This is a genomic window from Novosphingobium sp. NDB2Meth1 (assembly GCF_900117425.1).
Lineage (GTDB): Bacteria > Pseudomonadota > Alphaproteobacteria > Sphingomonadales > Sphingomonadaceae > Novosphingobium.
The window spans coordinates 201,637-212,988 of sequence record NZ_FPEH01000016.1; the positions used below are offsets into that span (position 1 = coordinate 201,637).

The 11,352-nt window shown below is 66.3% G+C and carries 15 protein-coding genes; 10 read left to right on the top strand and 5 right to left on the bottom strand.

Annotation, left to right across the window (positions count from 1 at the left end; translation table 11 throughout):
• Window positions 1-2: 2 nt before the first annotated feature.
• From NDB2M1_RS13075 to NDB2M1_RS13085, 3 genes are all read right to left on the bottom strand, one after another.
• Window positions 3-992 (bottom strand): SPFH domain-containing protein, encoded by a 990-nt coding sequence (locus NDB2M1_RS13075; protein ID WP_072382925.1) that lies wholly within the window; start codon window positions 990-992, stop codon window positions 3-5.
• A gap of 55 nt (window positions 993-1,047) precedes the next feature.
• Complete coding sequence (locus NDB2M1_RS13080; RefSeq protein ID WP_072382927.1) at window positions 1,048-1,749, bottom strand: hypothetical protein; 702 nt, start codon at window positions 1,747-1,749, stop codon at window positions 1,048-1,050.
• Between the two features lie 139 nt (window positions 1,750-1,888).
• Entirely contained in the window at window positions 1,889-2,239 is a 351-nt protein-coding gene (locus NDB2M1_RS13085; RefSeq protein WP_072382929.1) for a CC_3452 family protein, read from the bottom strand.
• 206 nt (window positions 2,240-2,445) lie between these two features.
• Between NDB2M1_RS13085 and NDB2M1_RS13090 the strand changes: the two genes are divergently transcribed.
• Window positions 2,446-2,946: a winged helix-turn-helix transcriptional regulator gene (locus tag NDB2M1_RS13090; protein WP_054122750.1), complete on the top strand. Its 501-nt coding sequence runs from the start codon at window positions 2,446-2,448 to the stop codon at window positions 2,944-2,946.
• A 136-nt stretch (window positions 2,947-3,082) separates the two neighbouring features.
• On the opposite strand, the gene NDB2M1_RS13095 is transcribed toward NDB2M1_RS13090, so the two are convergent.
• Window positions 3,083-3,418 (bottom strand): UrcA family protein, encoded by a 336-nt coding sequence (locus NDB2M1_RS13095; RefSeq protein ID WP_054122751.1) that lies wholly within the window; start codon window positions 3,416-3,418, stop codon window positions 3,083-3,085.
• Window positions 3,419-3,681: 263 nt separating this feature from the next.
• Here NDB2M1_RS13095 and NDB2M1_RS13100 point away from each other — a divergent pair, with 263 nt between their 5' ends.
• The 5 genes from NDB2M1_RS13100 (at window position 3,682) to NDB2M1_RS22660 (ending at window position 6,588) form a co-directional block, all read left to right on the top strand.
• Entirely contained in the window at window positions 3,682-3,948 is a 267-nt protein-coding gene (locus NDB2M1_RS13100; protein WP_054122752.1) for a hypothetical protein, read from the top strand.
• Window positions 3,949-3,958: 10 nt separating this feature from the next.
• The gene (locus NDB2M1_RS13105) at window positions 3,959-4,705 is read left to right on the top strand and encodes a metallophosphoesterase family protein (RefSeq protein ID WP_083554845.1); all 747 of its coding nucleotides are present in this window, start codon (window positions 3,959-3,961) and stop codon (window positions 4,703-4,705) included.
• Between the two features lie 321 nt (window positions 4,706-5,026).
• Window positions 5,027-5,785 carry a winged helix-turn-helix domain-containing protein gene (locus NDB2M1_RS13110; RefSeq protein ID WP_072382931.1) on the top strand — a complete coding sequence of 253 codons (759 nt, stop codon included), beginning with the start codon at window positions 5,027-5,029 and terminating at the stop codon, window positions 5,783-5,785.
• Window positions 5,786-6,041: 256 nt separating this feature from the next.
• Complete coding sequence (gene infA / locus NDB2M1_RS13115; protein ID WP_054122754.1) at window positions 6,042-6,302, top strand: translation initiation factor IF-1; 261 nt, start codon at window positions 6,042-6,044, stop codon at window positions 6,300-6,302.
• A 133-nt stretch (window positions 6,303-6,435) separates the two neighbouring features.
• The gene (locus NDB2M1_RS22660) at window positions 6,436-6,588 is read left to right on the top strand and encodes a hypothetical protein (protein WP_171955390.1); all 153 of its coding nucleotides are present in this window, start codon (window positions 6,436-6,438) and stop codon (window positions 6,586-6,588) included.
• A gap of 89 nt (window positions 6,589-6,677) precedes the next feature.
• Here the strand turns inward: NDB2M1_RS22660 and NDB2M1_RS13120 are convergent, their stop codons facing one another.
• Window positions 6,678-7,292 carry a c-type cytochrome gene (locus NDB2M1_RS13120; RefSeq protein WP_072383234.1) on the bottom strand — a complete coding sequence of 205 codons (615 nt, stop codon included), beginning with the start codon at window positions 7,290-7,292 and terminating at the stop codon, window positions 6,678-6,680.
• A gap of 192 nt (window positions 7,293-7,484) precedes the next feature.
• Between NDB2M1_RS13120 and NDB2M1_RS13125 the strand changes: the two genes are divergently transcribed.
• The 4 genes from NDB2M1_RS13125 to NDB2M1_RS13140 all read left to right on the top strand — a co-directional run bounded on the left by NDB2M1_RS13125 (window position 7,485) and on the right by NDB2M1_RS13140 (window position 11,352).
• Complete coding sequence (locus tag NDB2M1_RS13125; protein WP_072382934.1) at window positions 7,485-8,375, top strand: prephenate dehydratase; 891 nt, start codon at window positions 7,485-7,487, stop codon at window positions 8,373-8,375.
• A gap of 69 nt (window positions 8,376-8,444) precedes the next feature.
• The gene (locus tag NDB2M1_RS13130) at window positions 8,445-9,098 is read left to right on the top strand and encodes a hypothetical protein (RefSeq protein WP_253185877.1); all 654 of its coding nucleotides are present in this window, start codon (window positions 8,445-8,447) and stop codon (window positions 9,096-9,098) included.
• Entirely contained in the window at window positions 9,095-10,399 is a 1,305-nt protein-coding gene (locus NDB2M1_RS13135; protein ID WP_072382937.1) for a hypothetical protein, read from the top strand. The genes NDB2M1_RS13130 and NDB2M1_RS13135 overlap by 4 nt, the downstream gene beginning before the upstream one ends.
• A complete protein-coding gene (locus tag NDB2M1_RS13140; protein WP_072382940.1) occupies window positions 10,396-11,352 on the top strand; it encodes an AAA family ATPase in 957 nt (318 codons plus the stop codon). The genes NDB2M1_RS13135 and NDB2M1_RS13140 overlap by 4 nt, the downstream gene beginning before the upstream one ends.

Genomic DNA, 11,352 nt, shown 5'->3' on the forward strand with positions numbered 1-11,352 from the left:
CCTCAGCCCTGCACCGGCGGGGGCGGAGGCGGCGTCGGCACCACACGCGGGACGCGGGGGCCAGCGGGCGGCGGCGGCGGTCCGCCGGGCTTGCCCACGGCGTCGCTGATCAGATCGCCGATCCCTCCCAGCGCGCCGACCAGCTGCGTCGCCTCGATCGGGAAGAGGATGGTCTTGGCGTTGGGCGAGGTGGCGAACTCCTTCACTGCCTCGACGTATTTCTGCGCGACGAAGTAGTTGAGCGCCTGCGTGCCCGAAGCGGCGATGGCTTCCGAGACGACCGTCGTCGCCCGCGCTTCCGCCTCCGCCGCACGTTCGCGCGCCTCGGCATCGCGGAACGCGGCCTCGCGGCGGCCTTCGGCTTCGAGGATCTGCGCCTGCTTCTCGCCCTCGGCGCGCAGGATTTCCGAGGCGCGCGAGCCTTCGGCCTCAAGGATCTGCGCGCGCTTCTCGCGCTCGGCCTTCATCTGGCGGGCCATGGCGTTGGAGATATCGGCGGGCGGGCGGATATCCTTGATCTCGACGCGGGTGATCTTGACGCCCCACGGCGAGGTCGCGTGATCGACCACCGAAAGCAGCCGCGCGTTGATCTCGTCGCGCTTCGACAGCGTCTCGTCGAGGTCCATCGAGCCCATCACCGTGCGCAGGTTCGTCGTCGTCAGCTGCATGATCGCGACATAGAGATTGGAGACCTCGTAGGCCGCCTTGCCCGCGTCGAGCACCTGGAAGAACACCACCGCATCGACGCCGACCATCGCGTTGTCGCGCGTGATGATCTCCTGGCCCGGAATATCGAGCACCTGCTCCATCATGTTGACCTTGTGCCCGACGCGGTCGATGAACGGCACGATGAAATGCAGGCCCGGCTGTGCAGCAAGCGCATATCGCCCCAGCCGCTCGATCGTATAGACATGGCCCTGCCGGACGACGCGGATCCCCGTCGCCAGATAAATGACCGCGAGCCCCACGATCAGGATCAGCACCGCTTCCACGCCCAGCCCTCCCAAAGCCAATCCGCGCCGCGCAACCTACCGCAATCGCAGCGCTTTAGTAGTGCGATTTCGCGTCCGGCGCGGCGAGATCGTAGCAATGCGCGATGTCGTAGTTGTTAACGCCATCGGGGCGGCTTGCGGCTTCCGCGCGCATGGCATCGCGGGCGGCCTCGACCGCCGCATCGGCCTGATCCCCGGTCTTGCCCGCCGCAATCCGGGCATCGCGGGCGCGTGTGGTGAGCACTTGGGCGAGGGTCTGCAAATCGCGAGCGGCGGCGCTGTCCGGCCCCTTGGCGCGCTCCTCCTCCCACGCCAGCGTCAGGATCGCCGCGCATTGCGCAAGGTCCGGCGTCTGCAGCGGCGGCACGGCGGCGTCGAGTCGGGCAAGGCAGGGCTTCACTTCGGCAGCCAGCTCCTTGTCCGGGTCTGCCGCCGCGCGGCGCTGCATGCCCGCCACTTCGGCGACGAGGAGATCGCGCACCGCGGTCTGCGTCATCCCGCCCTGCTCGACCGCACGCGCGCCGACATCGGCAAAGAAACGCTTGCCGCGCACGGCCATCGGCGGGAGGGCCAACGCGGCGGCACTTCCGCGCGCCTGCTCGGAAGCGGCAATGGCGAAGGCGGCGGCGCAGTGCAAGTCTGCCTTCAGCGCGGCATCGGGCGCGGCAGGCGCCTGCGGTGCGGCCGCGAGCGGGGACGTGACCAGCGCAAGGATCAGCGCGGCGGCGGACAGGAAACGCAGCATCGGCAGCAGCATAGGCGCGGCCCGCAGGCGCGTCAGCCACAAAAAAACGGCTGCGGGCAGTCCAGGGGAACTGTTCCGCAGCCGTGTCAGGGGCGCGCTTTCAGGGTGTGGGTGGAAGGCGCGCGCTGAAGAGACGTGGGATCGGGTTGGCTCAGGCCTTGGGCGTGTTGCAGCGAGCCATGTCTTCGGCCGCGAGTTCGCCCTTCGGCGTGGCGAACTTGCTGATGGTGCCGACCTTGGCGGCGAGCTTGGTGCACACCACGACCGGACGGGCGGTGTCCTGGCCAGCCGAGCAGGTGTCGCCCGCGCAGTTCCACAGCACATCGCCCAGCATCAGCTTGGCGGGCTTGGCGACCGGCGCGGCGAGCGTCACCGAATAATAGGAATTGGCATCGGCCGCGCGGACCGGCGTGGCGGTGACCGCGAAGCTCGCGGCGGTGCCGACGAGCGCGAGCACGGCCGGAATGAGCTGGCGAACGGCGCTGTTGCGGATGGCGATCATGATACTTCCCCTTGCGTTCTTGTCTGACAACATGTGCCCGGAAACTGCGGGGTTGGCGGTCCGGTCAGCTGCCGTCTGGCACTGCCCCGGACCGCCGGGTGGAGAGGATGCGATTTCCGTTGCGAATCGATACCTACTTTATTAGGTTTCGAGTTGCAACTAGAAACTTACATTGCCCTGCAGATTGAGGTATGTCACAAAGCGTCATGGGAAAACTTCGCGAAGCCCTCGCCGATCTCGCCGCTTGCGGCCTACCCTGCGCTCTGGAAGCGATGGGGGAACGATGGTCGTTCATGATCCTGAGGGCCGCCTTCAACGGCGTGTGCCACTTCGAGGAGTTCCTCGACGCCCTTGGCATCGCGCGCAACATCCTGTCAAACCGCCTTTCGCGGTTGGTCGAGGCGGGAATCCTCAAGCGCGAACACTGCGCCGATGATCGCCGCCGCATCGAGTACCGACTGACACCCAAGGGCATGGACCTGCTCCCCGCGATGCTGGCGCTGCGCCAGTGGGGCGAGAAGTGGGAAATGAATGTCCCCGCGAACCCGGTGCTGTGCGATTGCCGCGACGGGATGCCGATCCTTCCGATCACCATCCGCGCGCACGATGATCGCGTGCTCGAGGGTGCGGACCTGATGTGGCGCGAGTGGTCGGATATCGAAGCTGAAAAGGGCAGCACCGCGGCCCATCTGCGCGCCGCCAAGTAAGGTCTTCCAGAAAAGGCGGGCCGCCGCCTGATCGGTCCCCGGGGGCAGAGAGTGTCGATCGGGCAGCGACCCTAGAGGTCGGCAGCGGCAGGGACTGGATGGCCGGCTGCGTCACACCTTTCGGTATTCCTTCGGCTCAGCGTGCGGCGACCTTGACGGCGCCGCTGGTCACGCCCCGAGCGGCCATGGCGCGCTGTGCGGACTGGACCGCGTTGCGATAGCAGCGGCGCGATTCCATCGCTTCGCTGAGCGGGTGCGGGCCGTAGCTGGCATCGCAGACCGCCGCAGCGGCGTGGCGCAGGCGAGCGTCGAGTTTCGACTGGCCATCGGCCGTCGAGAGATCGAGGTCCGCATACTGGACCATCCGCTGCTGCACGACGAGGTCGGGATTGGCCGCAGTCTGAGCCAAAGCAGGCTGGGCAGCAAACACCAGGCCGACGAGGCCAGTTGCGATCAGGGCGTTCTTGAACATGGCAGTTTCCTTCAGCTCGGGTTGCAGATTTTCGTGTCGAGCGGTGGCTGGCTGGCCGGTCCATCTGGGGAACCGCGCCACCGCCGCATGCCTATTCTGCTAAGTGATTCTGGTGAGGTCTGCGCGGCAGGCTCGACCGGGCCGCCCATCTTGCCGACAAACCGCCAGCCCGCCCGACCAACGACTGATGCGGCTCCACGAGCGACAGGCAAGCCGCCGGGCGGCGTGACAGCGGGCGCCCACAACCCTATCCTTGATGGTGCATGGCGATTCTGATCATCTTCCTGCTCGGCGTCGGAAACTTTGCGCTGCACCGGGCGATCATGGAGTCGGGCCATCCCCTGCTTGATCAGTTGCCGTGGTTCTATCACGCGCTGAGCAGCCGCTTGTCGCTCGTCGTGGAGTTCCTGATGCTCGTGGCTGGACTGCTGCTCGCTTCCGAAGGAATTGCGTGGGGGGCGCTGGGCTATCTCGCCTACAGCCTGCTCAACGCGATTTCGGCTTGGCTAATCCTCTCCGGACGGGTGTAAAGCGCGCCGCATGATCCGCCTGTTCCACATCAGCGATGTCCACTTCGGGCTTGAAGACAAGGCCGCGCTGGAGTGGGTGGCGGATTGCGTTGCGCGTGAGCGACCCGACGCGGTCGCCATCACCGGCGATCTCACCATGCGCGCGCGACACCGCGAGTTTGCCGCTGCGGCAGAGTGGATCCGGCGGCTCGGCGTGCCGGTGACGGTCGAGGTGGGCAATCACGACTTGCCTTATTTCAACCTCGCCGAACGCTTCCTCGATCCCTACCGCCGCTACCGCTGGCTACAGGGGGCGGTGAACCACGGCATCGCCTTGCCCGGCTTCGCGATCGTGCCGCTCAAGACCACGGCGCGCGCGCAGTTGCGGCTGAACTGGTCGAAGGGGCGGGTCGGACCGAGCAGCCTTGCCGCATGCCTCGCGGCCATTGATGCTCTTCCGCCCGGAATCCGCGCGCTCGTCGCCTGCCATCACCCGCTGGTGGAGACCGGCACGCGCGGCAAGGCGCTGACGCGTGGTGGCACCCGCGCGCTCGCGGCACTGGCCCAGCGCCGCGTGCTGGCGGTGCTGTCCGGCCATGTCCACGATGCCTTCGATATCCAGCACCCGACCGAGCATGGCCCGGTGCGCATGATCGGCGCCGGCACCCTCTCGCAGCGCCTGCGCGCGACTCCCGCTGGCTTCAACGAGCTGATCATCGACGATAGCGGTCTGCGTGTACGGCTGCGTCACAAGGCGGAAGACGATTTCGCGTCCTAGATTTATAATTAAAGTTATAGATTTTTTGATATCCAATTTGATTGGATTGCAACCGCGACTCTTCATCGCCAACCGCCGAAGATTTTACTTCCGCAGTCCGGTAGCACTGAAAAACAGAATTTTTTGCGGCCACAGACATATTTGGGCATTAACCTCTGATATGGCTGCAAGTCCAACCTTGTAATGTTTATCTTACGTCCAAGAGAGCCGCTGCCTGCAGCGGATTGGCTCCGCCAACCCCTACAGACCGGAAAGCGCCATGGAACAATCCATCCACTATGGACGTATATGAGTCCCTATAGTTCGAATGGGGAATGGCCCATGCATCAGACCGGGAATCCGGTTGCCGCGCTAATGCCGCTGGAGGCGCTCTTGTCCACTATCGCCTCCCCTTCCGATGATCGGCACCTCATGCACGCCATCCCCGGCCAAATCCGCTATCTTTCGATGAACGATCTGCACCGCGATGCGCGGGATGCGTGGCTGCTCGGCGCATTTCCCACGCTGGAGCAGCATACCTTCGTCGATCTTGAAACCCGGTTCCTCTCGATTGCCGAGCAGGACTACGAAACCCTGATCATCGGCGGCAACGACCCGGTGCGCGCGGCGCGCTTCCTGCGCATCAACCGACCCATTCTTGCCCGCAAGGTGAAGGTCGCGCTGATGCATGGCAGTCTCGCCAGCAAGCGCGCCAAGGCGCTGAACGCAGGCTTCGACGACGTGTTCGACAGCGCGCGGATGAGCCCCGAAGAAGCCGCCGCCCGTTGCGCCGCGATCCTTTCACGCTACCGCGCCGCAGCGAATCAGGCCCGGGCCGAGCAGGAACTGGCCAGTTCGCTCGAGCGCATTGCGCACCTGCATCTGCTCGGGAAGCGCGAGCGGCAATTGCTCACGCTGCTCGCCACCCGCCTGGGCGAGCCGGTGTCGCACTACAAGCTGCGCACCGAACTGAGCAACGGCAACGACGAGATGTCGTACAATTATCTCAAGGTGCTCGCCTCGAACCTTCGGGCCAAGCTCAAGTCGCCCTATGTCCTCGTGCCAGGCGGACAAGGTTCGTACAAGATCACGAGCCTGTAGAACGCCTTGGCAGGAATAATGCCGGGGAGTTATTGACTTCCCGGCACATTCCACCCATATCAATTGTGCTAACGTCGCCTGCGACGGATTTTCCCGCACCGGATCCGTGTTCCGGGCCGAATTTTCCCCTCTCACGCCACCAGCACCGGTTGCACTGTCTGCAGCCGCGTATCCTGCATTTGTGAAAGGGGTCCCGATGCCCGAATTCAGTATCCGTTCCGCCATCGCTCCCGCCCGCCGCAAGGCGGATTGAGCCATGGCCAAGGAAGACCTCATCACCCTCGACGGCCAGATCGACGAGATCCTGCCCGACGGCCGCTTTGGCGTGATGCTCGAAAACGAGCATCGCATCATCGCCTACACCGCGGGCAAGATGCGCAAGTTCCGCATCCGCTCGATCGTGGGGGACCGCGTGAAGGTGGAAATGACGCCTTACGACCTGTCCAAGGGCCGCATCGTCTTCCGCGAGAAAGTCGCCGGCGGCGGCGCTGGTGGAGCCATGCGCAAGCGGCGCTGACGCCGCGCGCTCCGGCGCCACCATTACGACATCAGACCGTCACAACCAGCGCGCAGACTGAGTCTGCCGCGTGAGGGTCGCTGTTCCCGAAATCGGCGCAATGACCGCGCCAAGGATTGCCATGACACCGAATGTGAACACCCCCTACTCTGCCTCGATCAGCCACATCCCGCTGTCTGGCCACCGCCTGTCTCCCGCGAATCGCAGTCAGGTGCCAGCCCGCCGGACTTCGCCGGTCCTGACCGCGCAGGAACTGCGGCAGCTCGTCCAGCAAATGGTCGACTGATCCAAACACACGCCAGACATGAAAAAGGCCCCTTCGGCCGCGCCAAACTGCGCGGCCGAAGGGGCCTTTTCTGATTCCGGCCCGAGCGCTTACTTGGCGGCTTCGCTCGCTTCCGCGCTGGCATCGGCAGCCGGTGCGCCGGCATCAGCCGCGGGTGCGGCAGCCGCAGCCTCGGCAGCGGGAAGCGGCAGGTTGCTGCCCTGGGCGTTGAGGTACAGGATCACATCGGCGCGCTGCATCGGATCGCTGATGCCCGCAAACGACATCTTGGTTCCGGTGGCGAACTTGGCGGGCGAGGTCAGCCATTCATCAAGGCTGGCGAAGTCCCAATTGCCGCCCTTGGCCTTGAGCGCATCGGAATAGGCAAAACCGGGATGCGCTGCCTTGGCTGCACCGACCACGCCCCACAGGTTCGGGCCAATGCCGTTTGCACCGCCTTGCGCGGCCACGTGGCAGGCCTTGCACTTGGCGAAGATCGCTTCGCCCTTGGCCACTTCGGCCTTGGCCATGCGCATGCCGATCGGTTCAGCCGCCGCGGCGCCTTCGCCGCCTTCAGCCTCGACGCCCTCGATCGTGTAGCCCATCTTTTCCGGACGGTTTTCCTTGTCGGCCAGGAAGTAGTGGCCCGAAAGGCTCGAAAGCCCCAGCGCAACGATGCCGCCGAACAAGGTCCAACCGGCAATGGTATTGAAACGATCGTCCATTCCGAGCCCCATATGGAGTGTGCGCGGACCCGCGTGCCCGCACGAAATTTCGCCGCCGCTCTAGTCACGCCCCCGCGCCCGCGCAAGAGTGATTGCAATAGGTTGACCGATTAGAAACGCTTAGACGCATTGGCTTTGCCACTGCGAAAGCGCCTTGCCCGTCTTGGTCCGGGGGCTTAAGCGCCTCGGTCCATGGCCAGTTACCCCGCCCCCGCCGCCCGCCTCGTTGCCGAAATGACCGAGGCCGCTGCCGCCGATCCGGCGCGCGCGGTCGCCTTTCAGGGCGCACCCGGCGCGAATTCGCACCGCGCCGCACTCGAAGCGCTGCCGCATTGCCTGCCGCTGCCGTGCTTCTCGTTCGAGGATGCGCTGGAAGCGGTGAAGGATGGCCGCGCGGGGCAGGCAATCATCCCCATCGAAAACTCGCAGCACGGCCGCGTGGCGGATATCCACTTCCTGCTGCCCGAAAGCGGCCTGTCGATCGTCGGCGAGCACTTCATGGCGATCCATGCCTGTCTGATGGGCCTCGGCACCGGACCCTTCACCAGCGCCTACAGCCACCCGCAGGCACTCGGCCAATCACGCCATTATCTGCGCGAGCGGGGCATCGTGCCGATGTCCTATGCCGACACCGCCGGCGCCGCCGCCTATGTCGCCGAACTGGGTGATCCCGCCGCCGCCGCCCTCGCGCCGCGCATCGCTGCCGAACTCTATGGCCTCACCCTCGTCGAGGAAAACGTCGAGGACGCGCACGACAACATGACGCGCTTCGTGACATTGGCGCGCGAGCCGCTTGAACTCAGGACGATCACCGGCCCCGCGATCACCACCTTCATCTTCGAAGTGCGCAACATTCCCGCCGCGCTCTACAAGGCGCTCGGCGGCTTTGCGACCAACGGGGTCAACATGACCAAGCTGGAGAGCTATCAGCGCGGCGCGAGCTTTGCCGCGACGGCCTTCTTTGCCGATATCGTCGGCGCTCCCGGGGAACCGGCGGTCGACCGCGCGCTGGAGGAGCTCACCTTCTTCGCCAAGGACCTGCGCATCCTCGGCACCTATCCGCTGGAACGCGCGCGGGGCTGACCTCTCGGGCACCAAACCGGCGCGATAATCGCTTGCTCCCGGCGGGCAGGGCATGCGACCACTTGCCACGTGGCAGGAGCACCGGGACCGGACAGCGCCAGTGCAGGCGAACAGGCCTGGGAAGCGGCGCGCGCGATGCGCGAGATCCAGTATACGCCGCTGCCGCCCTACAATCCCCCCAAGGCAGACCCACCCGAATGGCTGAAGGCCCTCTTCCGCTTTCTGGCGCGCCTGTTCGAACCGCTGGGCAAGTGGCTTGGCACAGGCTGGAGCGCGGTCGAGATTCTGCTGGCCCTGCTGGCCGTGGCGGGCGCGGCGTGGATCGCCTGGACACTGTTCCAGCGCTGGCGTCTCGCCCGCGCGATGGCAGCCCCTGCTCCATCGGCGCCGGTGATCGACCGGGCCGCGGCGCTTGCCCTGCTCGAAGATGCCGATGCGCTTGCCGCAGAGGGGCGGTTTGACGAGGCAGTCCACCTCCTGCTCCAGCGCAGTGTCCACCACATCGCGGCCGCGCAGCCCGATTGGCTTTCCCCTTCGAGCACCGCGCGCGAGATTGGCCTGATCCCCGACCTTCCGGCCACCGCAAGGCAGGCTTTCACGCTGATCGCGCGCGAGGTCGAGCGCAGCCTCTACGCGCTGCGCGCGCTGGCCGCGGACGACTGGCACCGCGCGCGCGAGGCCTATGCCGCCTTCGCGCTCCAGAATCTGGAGGGCAAGCGGTGAGCGACAGGACGTTCGGCAAGGGCACCACGCTCGGCATCGTACTGATCGGCGCGCTCGCCTTTATCGCCGTGCTCTACTGGATCGGCGCTGGCGGCGGGGCGACCAACAACGGCGGTGGCCACGCTGCGGGGCGCGGGCTCAACGGCTATGCCGGGCTTGCGGCGATGCTTGAGGCCGACGGGATCTCGGTACACCGCGCGCGCAGCAAGGACGCGCTCAAACAGCCAGGCCTGCTCGTGCTGACCCCACCGGCTGACGCGAAGGGCAGCGACATTGCCGAGATCGTCGCGGCACGGCGCATGATCGGCCCCACGCTGATCGTCGCTCCCAAGTGGGTGGCCTTCCCCGATTTCAGCAACCCGCTGACGAAGCGCGGCTGGACCCGGGTCAGCGGGACCAACCCGCCCGACTGGAAGGGCTATCACGACGACGTCAGCCTCGATTTCGTGTCTGGCGCGGCGCATGGCTGGACGGGTTCCAGTGCCTTTGCCGACCTGCGCGGTCCGCTGCCGGATGACAAGACGGTCCAGTACGGCACCGGCCCCGGCCTTCAAGCGCTGGTCGAAACGCAGGGCGGACGGACGCTTGCCGGTTATCTCAGCGGCGATGGCAGCAACCCGGCGCTGGAACACTGGATAGGGCTGGGGCGCCGTGCCGATGCCGATCCGGACGAGGAGGACGCCAACGACGACTTCGCCCGGAGGTATCCGGTCGTCCTCGTGTTCGAGCCGGACCTGCTCGACAACTGGGGGCTTGCCGACAAGCAGACCGGCCTGATGGCCCGCCGCCTCGTGTTTGCAGCGGCAGGCGGTCGCCCTGTGGCAGTCACTTTCGACCTCACGCTCAACGGTCTGGGCGCCAGCCGCAACTTGCTCACGCTCGCCTTCGAGCCGCCCTTCCTTGCTGCCACGCTGTGCTTCTTCATGGCGCTGTTTGCTGCCGGCTGGCGCAGTTTCAACCGCTTCGGCCCGCCACGGGTTGCGGGTCGCGAGATACCGCTCGGCAAGACTGTGCTGGTGCGCAACACCGCTGGCCTCATCCGCCGCGCCGGACGTGTGCGCCTGATTGCCGGGCCCTATGCCGATGCCGCGCGGGAACGGCTGGTTCATGCGCTGGGTCTGCCGCGCGGCCGTCCGCCGGAAGAGACCGACGCCGCGATCGATCGCGTGCAAGCCCGCCTCACCGCGACCGGTCCGCGCTGGTCCGAACTCGCCGCCCGCCTCCGCGCCGCGCGCCGCCCTGCCGATGTGGTGCAGCGCGCCGCCGCCCTGCAACGCCTTGAAAAGGACCTGACCGAATGACTCTTGAAGACGTGCGCGCCATGGCCGGTGCCATCCGCGCCGAAGTGGCCAAGGCCGTGGTGGGGCAGGACAGCGTGGTCGATCACCTGCTGATCGCGCTGCTCGCGGGCGGCCACGTGCTGCTCGAAGGTCCGCCGGGCACCGCCAAGACCTTTCTTGCGCAGAGCTTCGCCACCACGCTCGGCCTCGATTTCGGGCGGATTCAGTTCACGCCGGACCTGATGCCGGGCGATATCCTCGGTTCCAACCTGTTCAACTTCCAGACCAGCCAGTTCACCCTCACGCGCGGGCCGATCTTCCACGAACTGGTGCTGGGCGATGAAATCAACCGCACCCCGCCCAAGACGCAGGCCGCGCTGCTCGAAGCCATGCAGGAACGCCGCGTGACGCTCGATGGCGAACCCTATGCCCTCTCGGATCGCTTCATGGTCGTCGCCACGCAGAACCCGATCGAAAGCCAGGGCGTCTATCCGCTGCCCGAAGCGCAGCTTGATCGCTTCCTGTTCAAGCTGCTGGTCGATTACCCAAGCGCGGAAGAGGAAGCGCAGATCGTCGCGCGCTATGGATCAGGACGCGGTGCGCCCAGCCCGGCGGCGCTCGGCGTCAGCGCGGTGACCGGCGGGGATGCCATCGCCGAAGCGGTCGCCGCGGTTGCCACGGTGACGATGTCCGAAACCATCGTCGACTACATCGTTCGCCTTGTGCGGGCGACGCGCGAAAGCGCCGATCTTGCCGCCGGGGCCAGCCCGCGTGCCGCCGTTGTGCTGGCAGGAGCCGCCCGCGCCCGCGCCGCGCTCGATGGCCGCGACTATGTGATCCCGGATGATGTCAAGGCGCTCGCCATCGCCGTGCTGCGGCACCGCATGCTGCTCAGCCCCGCCGCCGAGATCGAAGGCCGCGCGGCGGAAAGCATCGTCGCCGACCTGATCCAGCGCACCGAGGCGCCGCGCTGA

What these genes read in the sequence shown, in the direction of transcription:
- NDB2M1_RS13080 (WP_072382927.1), bottom strand. Translation starts at nt 1,749, where the DNA reads ATGCTGCTGCCGATGCTGCGTTTCCTGTCCGCCGCCGCGCTGATCCTT.
- NDB2M1_RS13085 (WP_072382929.1), bottom strand. Translation starts at nt 2,239, where the DNA reads ATGATCGCCATCCGCAACAGCGCCGTTCGCCAGCTCATTCCGGCCGTG.
- NDB2M1_RS13090 (WP_054122750.1), top strand. Translation starts at nt 2,446, where the DNA reads ATGGGAAAACTTCGCGAAGCCCTCGCCGATCTCGCCGCTTGCGGCCTA.
- NDB2M1_RS13095 (WP_054122751.1), bottom strand. Translation starts at nt 3,418, where the DNA reads ATGTTCAAGAACGCCCTGATCGCAACTGGCCTCGTCGGCCTGGTGTTT.
- NDB2M1_RS13100 (WP_054122752.1), top strand. Translation starts at nt 3,682, where the DNA reads ATGGCGATTCTGATCATCTTCCTGCTCGGCGTCGGAAACTTTGCGCTG.
- NDB2M1_RS13105 (WP_083554845.1), top strand. Translation starts at nt 3,959, where the DNA reads ATGATCCGCCTGTTCCACATCAGCGATGTCCACTTCGGGCTTGAAGAC.
- NDB2M1_RS13110 (WP_072382931.1), top strand. Translation starts at nt 5,027, where the DNA reads ATGCATCAGACCGGGAATCCGGTTGCCGCGCTAATGCCGCTGGAGGCG.
- infA (WP_054122754.1), top strand. Translation starts at nt 6,042, where the DNA reads ATGGCCAAGGAAGACCTCATCACCCTCGACGGCCAGATCGACGAGATC.
- NDB2M1_RS13120 (WP_072383234.1), bottom strand. Translation starts at nt 7,292, where the DNA reads ATGGACGATCGTTTCAATACCATTGCCGGTTGGACCTTGTTCGGCGGC.
- NDB2M1_RS13125 (WP_072382934.1), top strand. Translation starts at nt 7,485, where the DNA reads ATGGCCAGTTACCCCGCCCCCGCCGCCCGCCTCGTTGCCGAAATGACC.
- NDB2M1_RS13140 (WP_072382940.1), top strand. Translation starts at nt 10,396, where the DNA reads ATGACTCTTGAAGACGTGCGCGCCATGGCCGGTGCCATCCGCGCCGAA.